Genomic DNA, 19,284 nt, shown 5'->3' with positions numbered 1-19,284 from the left:
TTAAAAATTAAGACATCCCACACATTTAACAACTAAGCTGGCTCCTCTGTTAGAATATTCTGTCATCATTGAACTTTTATCTGTTTTCAGATCCTTTTGTTTAAAATCTCTTCCCATCATAATAATGGGTTTGGCAAAGGTCATCATATCCCCTAATGTAATAACACAGATTGGCGAATTTTCGTTTTGCCCGGTACCGCTTTCATCAATTATTTTAATAATTGTATTATTTTGCAGTATACACAGTTCTTCTTTTGCCTTTTCTCCGGCGGCATGATAAATATTTACCATAGAAGCCAGGATTTCTCTATTCAATGGATTCTTATAGTAGGCTGCTTCAGCAGCTGGAAGTACTTTTTGAGCTTTTCCATTTGACAATCCTTTTCTCGAAGCAATTTTCCAGCTCTCATCGTAATCTTTATTATAATCTGCCATACTGTATTCTGCCTCTACAAAACGGCTTCCATAATACATTTGATTCCTTTCTTCCTGAGTCAGTTTCGAAGGATCTTGTTTAAAAATTTCTAAATATTTATAAAAATTTTCCTGTGGATTTTCAACTGCCTTTTTTTTAATTTCCTCAACATTAATTTGAGCAAAGCTAAATTTGAACGTTAATAAAATTAATATTATAATAATTTTTTTCATCTTCTTTATTGAATAACAATTATCTAGCTCTGGTTATTTAAGTAATACTTTTAAGCTCTTCCTCTTCTTTGGCAATTTTGTTCGGATTTGCAACTTTACCAATAGTAAGTCCCTGAACAACAATAGAAAAAACGACCACACAATATGTAATACTTAAAACAGCAGTACTGTAATCATTCTTCGGAATGGAAAGTGCCAAAGCGATGGAAACTCCACCCCTGATTCCTCCCCACACCAAAACTTTTACGGTTTGCGGACTAAAAGTTCTTTTCATAAATTTTGTCGGTCCATAAATGGAAACGAGTCTTGCTATTAATACAACAACAATAGCTGCAATTCCCGGAATCATAAAATGACTTAAATCTTTGATTACCAATAGTTCAAATCCTATAAAAAGGAACAACACAGCGTTCAGGATTTCATCAATTAATTCCCAAAATTTGATTAGATAATCCTGGGTAATGGATTTCATTTTAAATTTAACATTAAAATTACCCATAAATAATCCCGCAGCAACCATTGTTAAAGGTCCTGAAATATGCATCTGCCGGGCGATGAGATATCCACCCATCACGACAGAAAGAGTTACCAGTACGGAAATAATATAATCATCCACTTCACGCATAAGTCGGGAAGTTACCCATCCCAGTATCACACCCAGCAATAATCCGCCTCCGGCTTCTTTAAGTAAAAGCAGCCCGATACTTTCTACACCAAGATCTACTTCATTCCCGATGGCCAGCTGCAGAACGACCGTAAAAACGACAACAGCCATACCATCATTAAATAAAGATTCTCCTGCTACTTTCGTTTCGAGAGATTTTGACACATTGGCTTGTTTCAGGATACTCAAAACCGCTACAGGATCGGTGGGTGAAATAAGCGCTCCAAAAAGCAGGCAGTAAATGAACGGAAGCTCTATCCCCAGAAACGGAAGAATATAGAACATCCCAAAGCCTACTACAAATGTAGATATAACCACGCCTAATGTCGAAAATATAAGCACAGGGCGCAGCTGTTCTTTAAGATCGTCTATGTTGATATGGATTCCCCCTGCAAAAAGAAGGAAATTCAACATGGCTCCCATGAGCACTTCTGTAAAATCGATGCTGCTCATCAGATTATGAAGATGCCCGAAAGTTCTGGGCAGCACAGTTTCCCCGAAAGAAACCAAAAATATGGAGACTACAATAGCGATTACCATAATTCCGATAGTACTCGGAAGTTTAAGGAACCTGTAATTAAGGTATGCAAAAATAGATGCTAAAACGATTAAAGCTGAAAATGAATAATATAACTCCACTAAGCTGTTATTTTAATTTAAATTTTTTGTTAGAAATCAATATAAAGGACCTTTATGTAAACGGCATTGTCGCCCTTACTCCAGATGTCGAACATTCCACCTTTTCCTGGTTTTGAGACCCTCGTATAATCCTGGCCGAGATTCAGAATATTTAGCAGGATATATTCATCCCCCACTGAATTGACCAGATATGCCGTTTTTTCAGATTTCCCGTTACCGGAACTTCTGATTGCATCCGTAAGCGTACGAAACTGACTGAGATGATGCATAAAATTGTTTCCGTCTTTTTTAGAATCATACGCCCTCAATAAGATCAGGAGAACATCAAGATTGGTAGGATCTCTTTCATAAAGGACTTTTCCCTTTTTTATACATTCATCAAAATCTCCGTTTTTAAAGGCTTCCGCAAGAGCTTTAAAATCTTCTTCTGTAGTGGAAACAAGATTACTTCCGAAATTTCTTCCGTAATACAGGTGCTGCGATTCTATCGTATCGAGAGATTTAGGATAGGCTTTATACTTGAAAATCAGCTTCTCATAATTGTATGTAGACTTTTCATTTTTAAGATCTTTCCCGATCGTTTTCAGATCAATTGCTGTTTTCTGTCCAAAGCTGAAAACCGAAAACAGCAGGCATAATAGCAAAAGGTGATGTTTTATCATTATTCAGGATTATTTTCTTCCTCGTCGTTATCAAAATATTCGAAAAGGAAATCATTGTATGGAAACCTAGATATATGGATTTTCATGACCTCATCATAGATCATCTTTTTCATTTCAGGGAAATTCTCTTTTGTAAGCGCCGAAATAAATACGGTAGGATATTTTGATTTTGCCATCCATGTGTTTTTCCATTCTTCCAGGGAAATATTTTTTCTTGTGGAAGGAGTAAGGTCGTCCTCATCTTTTTTCTCATAGCTAAAATCATCGATCTTGTTAAAAATCATGATCATCGGTTTTTGATGTGCATTGATTTCCATTAAAATCTGATTCACGGAATCAATATGATCTTCAAAGCTTTCATGAGAAATATCTACCACATGAATCAGAAGATCTGCTTCACGCACTTCATCCAGCGTTGATTTGAACGATTCAACAAGTTGTGTCGGAAGTTTCCTGATAAACCCTACGGTATCGGTAAGCAAAAACGGAAGATTCCCGATTACAACTTTCCTTACGGTAGTATCCAGTGTGGCAAATAATTTATTTTCAGCAAAAACCTCGGATTTTGAAAGCGCATTCATCAAAGTTGATTTTCCTACGTTGGTATATCCTACCAATGCTACGCGCACTACCTTTCCCCTGTTATTTCTTTGGGTTGCCATCTGCTTATCGATGGTTTTCAGCTTATCTTTTAACAAGGAAATTCTGTCCCGGATAATCCGTCTGTCGGTTTCAATCTCTGTTTCTCCCGGACCTCTCATCCCAATTCCCCCTTTCTGACGTTCAAGGTGGGTCCACATCCTGGTTAATCGTGGCAAAAGGTATTGGTATTGTGCTAACTCTACCTGAGTTCTTGCGTATGATGTGGTCGCTCGTTGGGCAAAAATATCAAGAATCAGATTGGTTCTGTCCAAGATTTTTACTTCCATCTCCCTTTCCAGGTTTTTAAGCTGTGATGGAGAAAGTTCATCATCAAAGATGACGGTTCCTATTTCATGTTCTTTTACATAATCTCTGATTTCCTGAGCTTTGCCGCTTCCTATAAATGTTTTGGAATCCGGCTGCGTTAATTTTTGGGTAAAGCGTCTGTCTACAGTAGCTCCTGCGGTATACGCCAAAAACTCCAGCTCATCCATGTATTCCTGAAGTTTATCCTCATCCTGATGCTGCGTAACAACACCTACCAATACGGCTTTCTCGTAATTGTGTTCTTTCTTTTCTAGCATTAAATTCTGTCTGTATTTGTGAGATTTACAAGATACCATTTTTAGTTAAAAAAACCAAGATGAATTTTCGTGGTATTTATTGCTGATTCGTATAATTTAATTCAATTATAATAATAAGAGCAGGCTGTTTTTGGACAGCCTGCTCAATTGTCACCTGAAAGTGTGTTAAATACTTAGAGTTTTAGATTTCTGCAAACCAGATGATCAGAATTATCAAGGTTACGTTAATAATTTAAATATTCTTAGAAATTGATTAAATAATTAACAATCCGCTTAATTTAAAGCTTTAACCATGAATTTTATGCCATTTTACTCTTATTCTAATTTTTCAATAAATATGGTAATGCTTGAAGTGACAGCAGGGAAATCTCCGGAAGCCGAAAACGAAGGATATCCTACAAACGAAACTCTGTAGATTTCATTACGGCCAAAAAGACTTATGTAATTGACCGCAGAATCTCTGTTTCCTGGATTGAAATTATCTGAAAAGTTTGTCCAGACATCAGCTTTAGCATCTCTTAATGCAAAAGAAGCAGAATCATTGTCTCCTGTTCCTGCTTTTTGCATCCAGACAGAAGCCCGGTCACTAAAACCATTAATTCGGAATTGTGGGGTTGCTACCGAGCCCGTTCCATTATACCTTACAGAAATATTCCCAATTGTTGTAATAGAAGTGGTAGGTGTACTTGCATTAATCGGTACGGTTTTACGTACATAAATTAGATTCGAAAAGTTACTATTTTGCCCTATAGAAACGCTACAGTTTGTTCCGAGAAAAGAGATAGGAACAGGAATGCTTGTTGGTGAAGTAAAATTGGGAACCCCGGACACAGAATATGAAATAGTTCCGTTTCCATAATTTAAGCTTCCGGGATTTAATGTGAAAGTAAGTCCATTTTGTGTAAAAGAAGGCACAGCAGTATATGACCCACCATTCCCTCCTGAATAAGGCACCGTTAATGTTCCGCTATAAGCTACACCTGAAACAAAAGTTAATGGAAATATACTTGCTCCGCTACAGTTTAGTGCAGCAACGGAAGGAGCTACTGTAGTATCATTATTTAAGGATCTCCATTCTGTACCGTTCCAGAATACAAATCCCTTATAAGTAAGTGAACCCTCACCGGTATTGTAAACCATTAATCCAATGGCCGGAGAAGGAATCGTAACCTGATCATTAACGCTTGTAAGGGCCACTCTCGGAACAAGTATTCCTTTATTGGAAGCTGTGAGATCCAGCAACGCACTGTTGTTGGGCGTATCGGTTCCTATTCCTACCGATCCGTTATCTTTGGCAACAAAATCTGTTCCCGCGGCTCTGGCCGTTCCGTCAGCATTGGATGCCAGTTTTACGCTGTTGGTAGCAGTATCGTTTACCCATGCGTCATTGGTTGTATCTGTACCTGCATTTCCCATAGGCCTCCATTGTCCTCCTTTTATGTTCTTATTTATAGCACCATTAGGGTTGTAAAAATAATAAAAGCCTGGGGAAACAGTAGTAGATGTAGAGGGGCGGTTACCCATTGTAAGCGTTGTACCAGTAGAACGATTATAAACAATCATTCCGTCAAAATAAGTACGAAAGGTAACTCCGTTGGCCTGCGAAAGATCAAACTCAAAATTAATAAGATCCACACTGGGAATTACAATTCCCTTGTGTTTATTATTATTTTCTCCTGCCTGCGCACTGTAATTAGTGCTTGCGTCCAGAATTACATTTGAATTAGTAATGCTCGGTACCGGAATACTGTTGGTAAGAATCTGTGATTTTATAGCAATCGTAAGAAAAGCCGTCGTGAATATAACTATTTTTTTCATTCTTTTGTTTTTTAATAATGTAATTAATTTAATAAGAACCTCTTAACCAGCCGTTGTCACTCCAGATAAATACTGCTCCACGGGTATTTGGTAGCGTATAGTTTGTCTGCACAAGATCATCATCTGTATATTTTATTAAAATATTACTTCCGCAATTATTTTGTATATAAAGAATCTTTCCTCTGTCTGCTGCAGTAAGAGGTGAAAGATTAAATTCAGTTGTTGGTGGCGGCGAGGTAGTAAGCGAAAGAGTGTTTATAGATTTTGTAAGGTCTGAAGGAATAAGAGTGGTATAAGAAGATCCTACTCTTTTTATAAGACTACTGCTTGCTATGTTGGATGCATCTACCCCTATTTTTTGCCAGACGCTGCCATCAAAATAATAATATCCTTGCGAAGAGATATTTGCTGTTTTGGCACTTGGCGTGGTAACTGCCGCAGTAGCATAAATAATAGCACCTGTCTGTGCTGCTTTATACTGGCCATCTCCCGCCTGGATCTGGTCTCCCGTTAACCGTGGGGCAATAATTCCCTGCGGGCTGCTCCCATCGGTAGCTTTTGCCGTAATATCCAAGGTTGCCTGGGGAGAAGTATTATTAATACCTACCTGTGCACAAATTGAAAGGCTGAATAAAAAACCAGCCAAAATCATAATTTTTTTCATGTCTTGTTGTGTTTATAAAAAGGTTTTTAATTAATATTAAAGTATAAATGATAATTTTAACACAAAGGGAAGAACCAAATCCATGTTTATAGATCGAGCATGATCAATATCTTAAGAATTATTTGAAACTTATCTTTTTATACTGATGTATAAATTATGTTATCAATAATGGATCTCTGAAGTTTAACGATTGTGAAGAGAAATTTATTTTCATACAGTGCAAACATGCACGTACGAGCAATCGAACAGGAAGCTGTAACGTTTTCATCATAAGTGTTTTAATTGTTTTTAAAATTGCCTGTTAAGACTTTGTGCAAATATAATAAAATTATAACGGCATACAATAATTCTAACACAAAGTGATTTTTTTATTTTCAAATTCCCTTATTACAAGCGGATTACAGCATTCTTTTTAAGATTGATTTCAAAATGATCTGCAGGATCTCCGCTGGAAAGAAGTGACATAATTTTAAAAATTTTTTTAAAATTTATAAGCAGGGGATTTTGGCCTTTATATATTGAAAATATTTTTTCAAGAATCTTATATTGCTGAAGCCTCTCCCGGGACATATCTTTTTTTGCAAGTTCATCTGCTGATTGAAATTTATATAAATCCAGAAGAAGATCTTCCGTTTTCCATTTTCTGAACGCTTCCGTATCGATCTCACTTTTCTTTAAGTCTTCATTATTTTGTATTAACAGAAGAATATCCTTACCGCTAAAATTTCTCGTCCTTTCTATAAAGTCCTTCGGCCAATCGTCCGGAATCATTCTCAATCGCACAAGTTCCTTAAGATGAAAGAGCATAAAATCGTGGTAAGACACAGATTTCAGGATATCTTTATTCCAGATTGTTCTATCTGCCGATTCCTGCAAAGTATTGTATTCTTTTTCATACAGCGGAAATAGCTCATTAAAGCGCGGAACATCATTTAAAACTTCTGTATGAATTTCCATTAAACCAGGAGAATGTATGGTAAGTATTTTATAAGCAGGAATGTAAGCCGCCAGTGACGGAACCTGAATGTTTACCAGAATTTTACCGTTAATAGTCCGTATTCCCGTGTCATTGATATGCATATGACCTGCAAAATGAATTTGCAGACCTGCTTCTGCAAATACTTTCGCCACCTCTTCATCAGGCACCCTTTCCATCTGCCATTTTTTTTCACCTAACAGGCTCTTTATTTCCTGAGTTGCGCCATCATTGAAATCAATCATGGGATAATGGGTAAATGCAATGACGGTTTTACCATTTTTTTTCGCCTCGGCCATTGTTCTTTTGACCCAGTCAATCAGATGCTTTTTGTGAGTGAGTACATTATTATAACCGATACTTGCGCCTTTGTAATTTTCCGGATCTTTCGAACTCCCGTTTAAATTCCGGGGAATATATGTATTTCCATCAATGGCCATCAGCCAGACTCCTTTTAACGGCTCTGTAACATAACTGAGATCAGGAACGGAAAAATTTTGTGCAACGTTGTACATCCTTTTGGTATAAGCTGCATTTTGCAAGGCTTTTTCGTAGGAATAGTCTTTGGAAGAATATGGTGTAAATGGTGTGCTCCAGAACAAGTCCTGTTTTTTAGGGTAAAACCCGAAATCTTTGAGCTCATCCAGAATTTCCAGGTAGCCTGATTCTGCAATATCCCGGGTGATGATTTTATGATCTGTTTTTCCGATATTTTCTTTGCTATAAATACCAAGTTGATTACCATTCTCCCCCAGAAAATCATCTTTTCTTCCTTCCTGCCGGAACGGACCCACCGGATCGTGGTTGCCTGTTGTAAGGTAAAACTCGATCCCGAATTTTTCATGATATTCGTCCAGAATTTTATGCAGCCCGCGTAGATTATAAGCCTGTCCGTCGTCCGAAAAATCACCGGGCATGGCTACAATTTTAATTCCTTTTTTGGCAATATCATCTAAAGCTTTCAGGAATGCAAAATAGTTTTCGTTAAAAATCCGCGTAGAATGCAGCTGTGCATCCATGGTCCTGAGAATCGTTGGCTTACCGGTTTTCGGATTGACGATTCCTTTAAAATCGTTATCGGAAAAGCTTCCGTACAGATCCTGAAAATGAATATCCGAGAGAAAGGCAATCTGCACCGGCTTCTGCTGCGCCGAAAACATTGAAAAAATAAATATTAAAAACGAGAAAATTCCTTTATGCATCTTAAAAAAGACGAAGGTAAAGGAATACTTCAGGAAGGAGTTTAATGGAGTTTTAAATAATTGTGAAGAAATTATTCGCCTCCATACGTTTCTATGATATATTCAGTTGCTTCTTTTAAGGTCTTACCGTTTTCCGGATTTCTCCCAAAGCTTGTAAAAAACTCTACTTCATTGTTGCTTTTATCGTACCAGACTTTGTGTAAAGCATTATCTACTGTGAGTGTGTCGGGTCTGTTAATTTTTTTGAGATATAAAAAATCTTCTTTATCCATTGGAATCACTTCAACCTGTGGACCTAAACTACCACTGTCAGTGGCAATATATCTTTCACCATCCCAATACATATATTTTTTGTCCTGATCTGATTTTCCCAGGAATGATAATGAAAAGGAACTTTCAGAACTTTGAGAATTACTTTTAGTGTTGGGAAAAACGACCCCTCCGGTAACAAATATTAATAAAAGAGTCATCTCTAAAATCCCTAATCCATTTTTCTTAATGAATTCCGGAATTTTAAAATGCTGTTCATTGGTGATGTTGATGATAATTTTCGAAAGTTTTTCCGTTAGAGATTCTTCATCATGGTCAACGCTTATTTTCACCGTGGTTTTGTTGGCATCCTCTTCCTTTTTCACAAATGTTCTTGAGAATTCCGCGAAATTTTTGTGCCCGATATATTGGCTTAATTTATCCAAGGTATCCGGATCCGGATTAGTCTCATTTTTTATACCTGTAACAAAAGAGTCATAATATCTGCTAAAAGTTTTCTCATCAAGGAAAAGTTTGAAAGTTTCTAAATGTACCTTTAAATACATAGCCAAACCATTTTTTGAAGTTTTATCAGATTCTCTTTTGGCTTGTTCAAATACTTCAGTAAATAAGAGTTTTTTCTTGGACATAATTAGTTTTTTAAGGGTACTACAAAATAGCTGATTTTTTATCATGTCGCATTACGGGATTCCGTAACGATTTTAATTCTCCACATGTCCATCGATGTCCATGTTTTGTCTAACACCTGCGTCTGTGTTTGCCGCATCTTTGCTACAGAAATCAGTTGATAAACACAACATTAAACAAAAATAAGAAAAATAGATTTTCAAAACTGATTTCAAAATTTACCAGATAAAACGGAAGAAAACTCCGGGTTGGGAAGCAGATGTTTCTCTTCCGTTTTTGAAGGTTCACTTCCCAAAAAATTTAAGAAGCGCTTCGAAATTTTTACGTGTAACACTGTCTGCGATCAGTTTCGCAGAAAAGAACACGAATGCTTTAACAATTAAATTTTTTGACACATGTTACAATTCATATTAATGCTATTAGGTTTAGCATTCGGACACCATAATGCCCATACAGCAAAATGCAACGACGATAATAACGAACAACCAATCACGCAATATTCTCCCACTGATGGAACAGACCCAGGTACAGGAACTGATCCGGGAACGGGAGGCGATGGAACAGGAGGACCGGGTAACGGCGGAAGTACAGGAGGGAATACAGGACAAACTCCTCCACCTCTTGTAAAACCATAATTAAATATGGTACGGAGCAGATTGTTTTAATCTGCTCTTTTTTATTACTTTGCAAAATAAAACTATAACCAGACAACCATGAAAAACTATTTTTTATTCATCCTTTTGATTCTGCTGTTTTCCTGTAATAAGGAAACATCAAACATTCAGAATAATGATATTGCCATTAGTTATTATAAAAAAGCTAAATCGTTAAGCGGAGATTCTGCTTACTACTATTATAACTTAGCAAAGAATGCCTATTTAGATATCAAAGATTCTTCAGGAGTAGGAAGATCATTAGTCAATATGGCGATTATTCAGGCTGATAATGGTGATTATTACGGAAGTATTGAAACTTCTCTTGAGGGTAATCGATTCCTTAAAAATGTTAATGATAGTATAACTAGATGGTCTTTAGCCGCAAATTATAATAATCTGGGAATCAACTCTTCATATCTTTATGAATTTGATAACTCAATTAAATTTTATAAACTAGCATTAAAATATGTGAATTATCCTAAAAACAAATACGTATATCATAATAATTTAGGAGACGTATTAGTAACAATAAAGGATTATAAGCAAGCAATAAATAATTTTAAAATCGCCCTCCAAACAAAGGATAAATCAGATTATGCAAGAGCTTTAAATAATCTGGCAAAAGCAAGATATAGTGAGAACCCAAACTACAATCCCTTGCCCGAACTTTATACAGCTTTAAAAATAAGGGAAGAAAATGATGATATTTTGGGACAAAATTCAAGTTACGCCACATTGTCTAATTATTTCTTAGATAAGAATAATAAAGAAAAGGCTTTAGATTATGCTAAAAAAATGCTTGCCGTTTCAAGGCAAAAAAACAGTAAAGAGGATCAGGCACAAGCACTTCAAAAAATAGTTTATCTTGATAAAGAAAATTATCTAAAATATTTCAAAGAATTTCAGATACTCAATGATAGTCTGCAGATTTCAAAAAGCAGAGCCAAAAATCAATTTGCGGTTGTACGCTATGATGTTGAACAAAAAAATGCTGAAAATCAAAGGTTAAAAGCTAATTCAGCAGAAAAAGACAATTATATCCTGCGTCAATATTTTATTTTAACCATTCTGGTCTTTTTAATTATTTTCATAATCATTCTATACAGAAAAAGACAGATTCGTTTAAAACAAGAAAAAGAACTCGAAATCAAAAACACGCAGCTCAAAATGTCTAAAAAAGTTCATGACGTAGTGGCGAACGGGCTGTATCACATGATGGTAGACGTACAGAATAATCCGGAAATGGATAAAACCAGAATCCTTAACAATATTGAAAAAATGTATGAAGAGTCCAGAGACATCTCTCATGAAACAATCATTGAGGAAGATTTCTCGTCACGTTTTGTTAAAATGATTTCGTCTTATTCTTCTCCGGACCAAAAGGTTTTGACGGTTGGATATAATGAAAATATCTGGGAAAATGTCTCTTACCATATTCAATTGGAGCTTTATTATATTTTGCGTGAAGTTCTTGTGAACATGAAAAAGCACAGCAACGCAAAACTGGCATCTCTGAAATTTGAAAAAGATAATACCCATTTAAAAATAAAATATACAGATAACGGTGTTGGAATTGATCATCTGAATCAGCATAAAGGCGCAGGAATTCATAATACGGAAAACCGTATTGAATCCATCGGCGGAGATATTACTTTTGAAAAAAATCCTGCAGGCGGACTAATAATTCAAATAACTATTCCAATACACTAAATTATGTTTAAAAAAGCACTAATAGCCGAAGACCATGAGGTCAGAAATTCCGGGATTATAAATACTCTCGCGGAATTAAACATTAAAAATTCTGATTTCGTAAGTTATTGTGATGATGCATTAAAACTCATTCAGACCGCATTTGCGGAGAATAATCCTTATGATCTTTTCATCACCGATCTGTCTTTCGATAAAGATCATATTCATCAAAAAATAAAATCCGGACAGGAATTAATTCATGAGGCACGGAAGATTCAGCCCAATTTAAAAGTTATCGCTTTTTCTATAGAAAAAAAACCTAAGATCATCGACGATCTTTATAAAATCTATCAAATCAACGGTTTTGTGGCCAAAGCAAGAAATGATGGGAAAGATCTTAAAAATACCATCAAAAAAGTTTTTAACGGGGAAACGGTGATTCCGCAGGAGATTTTAAACTCTATCCGCAATACGTCTCTTGAATTTAAAGATTACGATATCACCTTGCTTGAACTTCTTTCCAAAGGCTGGAAGCAAAGCGAGATTGAGGAACACTTTAAGAAAAACAACATCACTCCGGACAGCAGAAGCGCTATCGAAAAAAAATTAAATGACCTTCGAGATAGTCTTGGCGCCAAAAACAATATTGAACTGATTGTCATGTGTAAGGATATCGGCATCTTGTAAATTACAGTCAAAAAAGCAGTTTAAAAAAACCTTTCGGTTAATCCGGAAGGTTTTTTTTTACCATTTACGGAAAACCGTAAGGATTTCGGATCTAATGCTCATAATTTTGGATTATTAATTAAAAATTAATTATGGGAAAATTTATTATCACTCAGAGAATCAACAAAGAGTATCAGTTTAACCTAAAAGCCGGAAACGGTGAAATTATTTTGACTAGCGAAGGCTACGTTCAGAAAGCATCCTGCCAGAAAGGAATCGAATCGGTAAAAGTAAATTCTCAGGATGATTCCAAATATGACCGAAGAGTGGCCGTGAACGGAAAAGATTATTTTGTTCTGAAAGCAAGGAATGGCGAGATTATCGGAAAAAGCCAGCTGTATTCCTCGAAATCAGGAATGGAAAACGGAATTGCTTCTGTAAAATTCAATGCTCCCACCGCAGCTATTGTAGATGAAACCCTTTAATACTAATTCTATGGATCTTAAAATTAAACTTGAACAGCTTCATCAGAAAGTGATCGGTCTGAAAGATCAGATCGGAACTGAAGAAGCTACAAAAAATGCTTTCGTCATGCCTTTCATACAGATATTAGGGTATGATATTTTTAATCCGACAGAAGTTATGCCCGAACACGTGTGCGATATCGGAACCAAAAAAGGAGAAAAAGTTGATTACGTAATCCGCAACAATGATGAGCCGATTTTCATTATAGAATGCAAACACTGGAAAGAAAGCGCCGACGCTCACAATTCTCAACTGCACAGGTATTATCACGTTTCCAAAACAAGATTTGGTGTATTGACCAACGGAATTGTTTACAACTTCTATACGGATCTTGAAAAACCCAATATCATGGATGAAAAGCCTTTTTTCACGATTAATATTGAAGATCTGAAAGACAGCTCCATCAAAATCCTGGAGAAGTTTACCAAAAAAGATTATAACCTGGAAAGTATTCTGGATTCTGCCGAAGCTTTAAAATACATCAAAGCCATCAGGAAAGAATTTGAAAAAGAAATTGAAAATCCTACCGATGAAATGGTAAAACTCTTGGTCGGTCGTTTTTTCGAAAAACCATTAACCGCCAACAGAATGGTTTCTTTTAAGGAATATGCAAAAAAAGCACTGGCGACATCAATTAATGAATCCATCAGTTTCCGTTTGAAATCGGCATTGAGCATTAATGAGCAGATTGAGAAAAAAGAAGAAGAGGTAAAAACTTCCCAGCCGATTGACAGCAATAACGATTCTAAAATTGTAACCACAGAAGAAGAGCTGGAAGGCTTTCAGATTGTAAAAGCAATCTTAAGAGAAAAAATTCCTTCTTCGCGCATTGCGTACAGAGATACCCTCTCCTATTTCGGGATTTTACTGGATGACAACAACCGAAAGCCACTGTGCAGGCTACATTTCAACACAACAAACAAATATCTGGAAACATTCCATAACGGAAAGGAAGCAGGAGAAAAGATTTTGCTGAATACTCTTGATGAGATTTATAACTACAGAAATCAGTTACATCAAACTTTGGAAAATTATAATTAATAGAACCATGAAAAAACTAATACCCTTCATCATACTCACATTCAGTTTATTTCTATTGCATTGCTGTGTAAAAGCGAATGACAGCATAGGACACGACGGAAGATGCACAGGTTCGGTCAATTGTACAGCCTGTACAAACTGCTCAAGATGTGGACATTGCGGAAGTGGCGGGACCTGCGGCATCTGCAGCGGAAGCTCTTCAGGCAGAAATACATCTTCCGGAACTCACAAAAAAAGTAAGCCTAAAAAACACAAAACTTCAAGCTACCATACCTCCTCAAAAAATAATTCAGATAAGGTTCCAAAAGTTGAACTGAATGTCAATGTCAATTCCAACAACAGATATCTCGCAGGAACTGGAGTTGTCAACATCTATGAAAAAGCGTCATCAAAATCTAAAATAGTAGCCACCGTTACTAAAAATGCCAAACTGATTCAGCTGTCAAAACAAGGACAATGGTACAAAGTTCAGGTGAAACCGAGTGGAAAGAAAGGGTTTGTTTATTATAAAGATGTAAAATTATCAAAAACAAAATAACATGAATTTAAAGAATTTTTTAAATGAAGAGCAGGATCCTCAAGCTGTTGAAAAGCTTTTAGGAAGAATAAAAAGCCTGCTCACCTCACAGGAAAGCGTAGAATATATTGCGGTTCAGAAAAAGCCGGTTATCAATTTATCACCTGACTGTATTGCACTTACCAACAGAAGAATTATTTTCTGCAGACCAAAAAACTTCGGCTTATCTATGGATTTCCAGGATTATAATTGGGTAGATGTTGCAGATTGCCATATCAAAGAAGGCATAATAGGCTCAACATTTATTATGAAAACGGTAAGCAGCCATGTCAATATGATGGATTACCTTCCTAAAAATCAGGCAAGAAGGTTGTATCAGTTTGCACAGGAGGTGGAGGAAAGAATGCGTGGTGTAAGAAGAGAAAAAAATCTTGAAACACTGAGAGCCTCTGCCGGAGGAGTTACTGTAAACAATGCAACGCCCATTATTGCACAGCCTCAACAGTTCCAGCACGAGCAAAAACCATTACTCATTGAGAATGAAGATCCTTTTGCGGTTCTTCAAAAGCTGAAAGGATTAGTGGAAAGCGGGATTATTTCTCCCGAAGAGTTTGAAGTAAAAAAGAACAAAATCTTATCAAGAGTTTAAGTATGAAATCAAAATCTACCACCGTATTACTTGCTTTTTTCCTTGGAGGATTAGGCATTCACAGATTTTACCTGGGACAGAATGGTATGGGAATACTTTATCTGGTGTTTTGCTGGACTTTTATTCCTGCAGTAATTTCACTGATTGATTTCTTCTCTTTCCTTTTTATGTCTGAACATCGTTTTAATTATAAATATAATCTGCACACAGGATTTTAAAAATTATGAAACCATTTCTCACTTTCTGTGCGTTATGTTGTTTCATCGGTATTTTCAGGCTTCCCATAGAGTATTATACTTTCCTCAGAATTCTCGTTTTTGTTGCCGCGTTACTCGTTCTATACGTAACCTTACACGCTAAGCAACATTATTTCAGCATCATTTTTCTTGTTGTCCTTATCGTTTTCAACCCCATTTTTCCCATTTATCTGTTCCGGAAAAGCTTGTGGATTCCTATCGATACGGTTACGGGAATATTATTTCTGCTGATCACTTTCGTGGATAAACTGAAACTGAAAATTGAAGACACCAATACCGAAGAAACCACCGCTCACCCTACCAACTTCAGGGTTCCTTCGCGGGACCGAATTATTAATCCCAAACAACCAAAAGAAGAACAACCTCATGGAAAACAGTCAGATAACGGAAAATCTTAAGGCCCATTTTTTAAGATTGTATCAAATGGCAATATGTGATGATGATTTCAGTGCTCTGGAACTGAAAATGCTGTACCGATGTGCCGAAGAAAGAGGTATCTCTTCCAAAAACCTGGATGAAATTCTTTTAAATCCTATTAATTTAAAATCAATTGTTCCTCAGACAATCGAGGAAAAAGTAGATTATCTGTATGACCTTACGGTAATGATCTGGGCAGACGGAATCGTTTCTCCCAATGAATATTCTGCGATGCAGAAATATGTCCTGATGTTCGGATTTCTGGAAGAAAATGTAACGGCTATTGTAGATTATCTCATCGAAGCCGTAAAAATAGGAAAGAACAAAAGTGAAATTTTATATGAACTAAAAAACTAACCCGCCATGGATACCGCCAGCATAAAAAACTTATTTAAACTAAAATCTGTTCCGATCGAAAAACAGGAGGAGCAGCTGCCTAAAAACGAAATCAGTACAACCGAAGATTCTTCTGAAGAAAGCCGAAAAAGAACGTATCACGAATCAGGATACAGAGACAGTTCGCGCACCAGCGGAAACCACTCTACCTTGTCCATCTGCCTGGATGCCGTTTATTCCAAATTCCAGAACGAAGAGAAAGAAATGGTTGAAAAACAGCAGAAGCTGAAAGAATCTTACATCAACGAACAGAAAAACAGGGAAACGGAAATCAAGGCTCTAACGGTTTCTCAGGAAACTAAAGAAGAACAGCTGAAAACCAAAAACAAAGAAATCGAAAATCATCAGAATAGTATTGACAATTTAAAAGCGGAGATTCTGGATCTCCCCAGAAATCCGGAAAAGTATAATGTAAAAGCTACAAAGGGAGCTTCCGCAAAATTCTGGATCGGATTGATTCTTTTAATCCCCATTACGTTATACTTAGCGACCTTTTATATTTCAACTTCTTATTCGGCTTTCTTTAAAAGCTTTGATGCAAGAAGCACCGTCATACAGAGTGTTCTGGATGCCAATGCATGGATGAAGGCCTGGAATGACGGATTTATCGAAGTATCTTTCGTCACACTGATCCCGTTTGTATTTCTCGGTTTAGGTTTTCTGATTCATATGTTTGGTGAAAATAAAACGAAAGTCAATTATGTGAAATTAGGGTTGCTATTCCTGGTAACTTTTGTTTTCGATTCTATTTTAGCGTATGAGATCGAATCAAAATTATATGAATTGAATAAAACTTTCGATTCTCCTCCGTTTGATCTTAAGATTGCTTTTACAAAGATTCAATTTTGGGGAATTATTTTCGCGGGATTCATTGTTTATATTATCTGGGGACTGGTTTTCGACTTTGTCATGAAAGAGCATCGTGAAAAAGACAGGATAAGAAGCGAACAGGAAATCAGGCAGAAAAAAATTCTTTCTCTTTCAGAAAAAATCAATGCTTTAAAAAAGGAAACCGAAGAGATTACGGCAAACATCGGAAGCATTAAAGAACTCATTATCAAAACACGCGGCAGAATTGAGGAGCTTCAGAATATCATAGACAGTGTTATTATTCCTACTAAAGATTACAAGCGGTATGCTTCTGAATACGTTCAGGGTTGGATCACGTTTATCGGAGAAAAAATTGCAGTTTCCAAAACAGAAAAACAGACCATGATCGAAAACTGTATTGCGACGTATGAAACCAATCTCGAAAGGGTCGGAGCCAATTCAGATACTCAGAATTTAGTGTATTTATCAGCTTTATAAAATCAATCGTATGAAAAAAATATTATATCTGTTAATGATTATCTCCCTAATGTCATGCTGCAAGGACGGTAATAAAGATGATGAAACTAAAAAGGATTCAGTAAAATTAATACAGGATCCTAACAACATCAATGTCAGTATTCTGATCGACTTATCAGACCGGATTGATCCTGACACCAATCCAAATCCCACAATGCCGTATTTCCAAAGAGATGTGGAATACATAAAAACCATTGAAAAAGGATTTTTAAATCATATCAAATCAAAGAAAATCATCACGTATGACGATCAGATGCAGGTGTTTTTTAATCCGGAACCTTCAGATCCGAAAATCAATGACTTTACGAAAGAACTGAAAGTTTCATTCGATAAGGATACTCCAAAAAGCTATTTTGATGAGGTTAATAAAAAATATTCGGAATTGCCATTACATATTTATCAGTCTGCTATAAAAGACGGAAATTATGTAGGCTCAGATATTTGGGAGTTTTTCAGAAATAAAGTCAAAGATTACTGCATAAAAAATGACAGGAGGAATATTCTTTTTATTCTGACTGACGGTTATATGTATCATGAAGACTCTAAATTTTCACAGGATAAGAAAACCTCCTACTTAACTTCAAAACTAATAAAATCTAATCATCTTACAACCACCGACTTTAAAACTGTTATAGAAAAAAACAAGTTCGGATTTGTAAAAGCCAACGATAAACTAAATAACCTTGAAGTGATTGTTTTAGGAATTAATCCGGAAAAAGGAAATCCTTTTGAAGAGGCCGTTATCAAAGAATACTGGGAAAACTGGTTCAAGGAAATGAAAATCAAAAACTATCAGATTAAATCCGCCGATCTCCCTTCTAATCTGGAACCGATTATCTTAAAGGTAATTTCCGGGAAAAGCTAAAAACACAATTACTATATCACCTAAACCATTTAAAGAATTAGAATGACAACCTTGGTGGTAAAGATGTTTTCATTTAAATGGTTTTTATTTTAAAATGTCAGTTTAGACTTAAACTGACTTTTGATTTAATTTAAACTGATAGATTAAACTCAAAAAGATTTGTGTTTTAGTTTAAACCGGGAGTTTAGACTTAAACAAACTTCTGATTTAATTTAAACTGACAGATTAGACTAAAACAGATTCATGTGAGAGCTTAATCTGCTAGATTAAATTAAATCAGATTCCTTTGAGCGTATGATTTGAATACTTAAAGCTTAAATAAAAAGCGAAGAAAATATTTCTCCGCTTTTATTTTAATCCCAGTCGGCGGCAATAAATTCCATTTGATTTCCGTCATCATCAGAAAGTGTAAGAACATGTCCTTTTACAGAGTAATTTGTCATATTCCTGAACGCTTTAGAGAAATCCGTTTCCAGTTTCATATCCTGGCAGGCTTTCAGAGTAGACCCGATCTCTGATATTTTTACACCGCCGTCATTCTTAAACTCAGAAGTAAAGAACATACTGTTGCAGCCCATGAATGCTGTTCCTTTAATTTTTCCTTTCTCCTGCTTTTCCGTGAGGTTAATTTTTGCATTTTTTGCGATCAGATCAGATTTGGAATAAGCCCCGAAAGTGATAAGCATCCATTCCCTGTGAACCGGCGAATGAAGGTCGGTGTTTTGTGATGTATTGCTGTTTACAGCATGACAATTCAGTAATATTCCTGAAAATAAAACACACAAAACCGAAATGAATATTGTTTTCATAGGCGTTTGAAATCCAATTTCATACCATTCCGGGTCCAGAATACGGTAAAAATT

21 protein-coding genes are annotated in these 19,284 nt (G+C 36.1%); 12 read left to right on the top strand and 9 right to left on the bottom strand.

Going from position 1 to position 19,284, the window contains the following annotated elements:
* The 8 genes from ODE14_RS14935 to ODE14_RS14900 all read right to left on the bottom strand — a co-directional run bounded on the left by ODE14_RS14935 (window position 1) and on the right by ODE14_RS14900 (window position 9,398).
* Window positions 1-648 (bottom strand): DUF4919 domain-containing protein, encoded by a 648-nt coding sequence (locus tag ODE14_RS14935; RefSeq protein WP_263602005.1) that lies wholly within the window; start codon window positions 646-648, stop codon window positions 1-3.
* A gap of 37 nt (window positions 649-685) precedes the next feature.
* Entirely contained in the window at window positions 686-1,951 is a 1,266-nt protein-coding gene (locus ODE14_RS14930) for a cation:proton antiporter (protein WP_263602004.1), read from the bottom strand.
* 29 nt (window positions 1,952-1,980) lie between these two features.
* The gene (locus ODE14_RS14925) at window positions 1,981-2,613 is read right to left on the bottom strand and encodes a DUF4919 domain-containing protein (protein WP_263602003.1); all 633 of its coding nucleotides are present in this window, start codon (window positions 2,611-2,613) and stop codon (window positions 1,981-1,983) included.
* Window positions 2,613-3,839 carry a GTPase HflX gene (gene hflX, locus ODE14_RS14920; protein WP_248389069.1) on the bottom strand — a complete coding sequence of 409 codons (1,227 nt, stop codon included), beginning with the start codon at window positions 3,837-3,839 and terminating at the stop codon, window positions 2,613-2,615. Before hflX ends, ODE14_RS14925 begins: the two co-directional genes overlap by 1 nt.
* 315 nt (window positions 3,840-4,154) lie before the next feature.
* A complete protein-coding gene (locus tag ODE14_RS14915) occupies window positions 4,155-5,657 on the bottom strand; it encodes a hypothetical protein (protein ID WP_263602002.1) in 1,503 nt (500 codons plus the stop codon).
* Window positions 5,658-5,685: 28 nt separating this feature from the next.
* Window positions 5,686-6,321, bottom strand: coding sequence for a hypothetical protein (locus ODE14_RS14910; protein WP_263602001.1), 636 nt, complete (start codon window positions 6,319-6,321; stop codon window positions 5,686-5,688).
* 387 nt (window positions 6,322-6,708) lie between these two features.
* Window positions 6,709-8,457 (bottom strand): metallophosphoesterase family protein, encoded by a 1,749-nt coding sequence (locus ODE14_RS14905; RefSeq protein ID WP_263602000.1) that lies wholly within the window; start codon window positions 8,455-8,457, stop codon window positions 6,709-6,711.
* A gap of 113 nt (window positions 8,458-8,570) precedes the next feature.
* On the bottom strand, window positions 8,571-9,398 hold the full coding sequence (locus tag ODE14_RS14900) for a hypothetical protein (RefSeq protein ID WP_263601999.1): 828 nt from the start codon (window positions 9,396-9,398) through the stop codon (window positions 8,571-8,573).
* A gap of 393 nt (window positions 9,399-9,791) precedes the next feature.
* On the opposite strand from ODE14_RS14900, the gene ODE14_RS14895 reads away from it, so the two are divergent.
* The 12 genes from ODE14_RS14895 (at window position 9,792) to ODE14_RS14840 (ending at window position 18,421) form a co-directional block, all read left to right on the top strand.
* A complete protein-coding gene (locus ODE14_RS14895; RefSeq protein WP_263601998.1) occupies window positions 9,792-10,031 on the top strand; it encodes a hypothetical protein in 240 nt (79 codons plus the stop codon).
* A gap of 78 nt (window positions 10,032-10,109) precedes the next feature.
* Window positions 10,110-11,762 carry an ATP-binding protein gene (locus ODE14_RS14890; RefSeq protein ID WP_263601997.1) on the top strand — a complete coding sequence of 551 codons (1,653 nt, stop codon included), beginning with the start codon at window positions 10,110-10,112 and terminating at the stop codon, window positions 11,760-11,762.
* 3 nt (window positions 11,763-11,765) lie between these two features.
* Window positions 11,766-12,428 (top strand): DNA-binding response regulator, encoded by a 663-nt coding sequence (locus ODE14_RS14885; protein ID WP_263601996.1) that lies wholly within the window; start codon window positions 11,766-11,768, stop codon window positions 12,426-12,428.
* Between the two features lie 131 nt (window positions 12,429-12,559).
* Window positions 12,560-12,892, top strand: coding sequence for a YegP family protein (locus ODE14_RS14880; protein ID WP_263601995.1), 333 nt, complete (start codon window positions 12,560-12,562; stop codon window positions 12,890-12,892).
* A 10-nt stretch (window positions 12,893-12,902) separates the two neighbouring features.
* Window positions 12,903-13,973, top strand: a complete 1,071-nt coding sequence (locus ODE14_RS14875; protein ID WP_263601994.1) for a type I restriction endonuclease — start codon at window positions 12,903-12,905, stop codon at window positions 13,971-13,973.
* Window positions 13,974-13,980: 7 nt separating this feature from the next.
* Window positions 13,981-14,511, top strand: a complete 531-nt coding sequence (locus tag ODE14_RS14870; RefSeq protein WP_263601993.1) for an SH3 domain-containing protein — start codon at window positions 13,981-13,983, stop codon at window positions 14,509-14,511.
* A gap of 1 nt (window position 14,512) precedes the next feature.
* The gene (locus tag ODE14_RS14865) at window positions 14,513-15,139 is read left to right on the top strand and encodes a PH domain-containing protein (RefSeq protein WP_263601992.1); all 627 of its coding nucleotides are present in this window, start codon (window positions 14,513-14,515) and stop codon (window positions 15,137-15,139) included.
* A gap of 2 nt (window positions 15,140-15,141) precedes the next feature.
* Entirely contained in the window at window positions 15,142-15,357 is a 216-nt protein-coding gene (locus tag ODE14_RS14860) for a TM2 domain-containing protein (protein WP_263601991.1), read from the top strand.
* A 5-nt stretch (window positions 15,358-15,362) separates the two neighbouring features.
* Window positions 15,363-15,794 (top strand): DUF6804 family protein, encoded by a 432-nt coding sequence (locus tag ODE14_RS14855; protein WP_263601990.1) that lies wholly within the window; start codon window positions 15,363-15,365, stop codon window positions 15,792-15,794.
* A 25-nt stretch (window positions 15,795-15,819) separates the two neighbouring features.
* Entirely contained in the window at window positions 15,820-16,170 is a 351-nt protein-coding gene (locus ODE14_RS14850) for a hypothetical protein (RefSeq protein ID WP_263601989.1), read from the top strand.
* Window positions 16,171-16,176: 6 nt separating this feature from the next.
* Window positions 16,177-17,517: a transmembrane and coiled-coil domain protein gene (locus tag ODE14_RS14845; protein WP_263601988.1), complete on the top strand. Its 1,341-nt coding sequence runs from the start codon at window positions 16,177-16,179 to the stop codon at window positions 17,515-17,517.
* Between the two features lie 10 nt (window positions 17,518-17,527).
* Complete coding sequence (locus tag ODE14_RS14840; RefSeq protein WP_263601987.1) at window positions 17,528-18,421, top strand: hypothetical protein; 894 nt, start codon at window positions 17,528-17,530, stop codon at window positions 18,419-18,421.
* Window positions 18,422-18,774: 353 nt separating this feature from the next.
* Here ODE14_RS14840 and ODE14_RS14835 read toward each other — a convergent pair whose 3' ends face one another.
* Window positions 18,775-19,230 (bottom strand): META domain-containing protein, encoded by a 456-nt coding sequence (locus tag ODE14_RS14835; RefSeq protein WP_263601986.1) that lies wholly within the window; start codon window positions 19,228-19,230, stop codon window positions 18,775-18,777.
* Window positions 19,231-19,284 lie beyond the last annotated feature (54 nt).

Origin of the sequence: Chryseobacterium sp. PET-29, assembly GCF_025736815.1 — a bacterium.
Lineage (GTDB): Bacteria > Bacteroidota > Bacteroidia > Flavobacteriales > Weeksellaceae > Chryseobacterium > Chryseobacterium nepalense.
The sequence above is the reverse complement of the archived record's forward strand: the minus strand, read 5'-3'. Positions and strand labels throughout refer to the sequence as shown.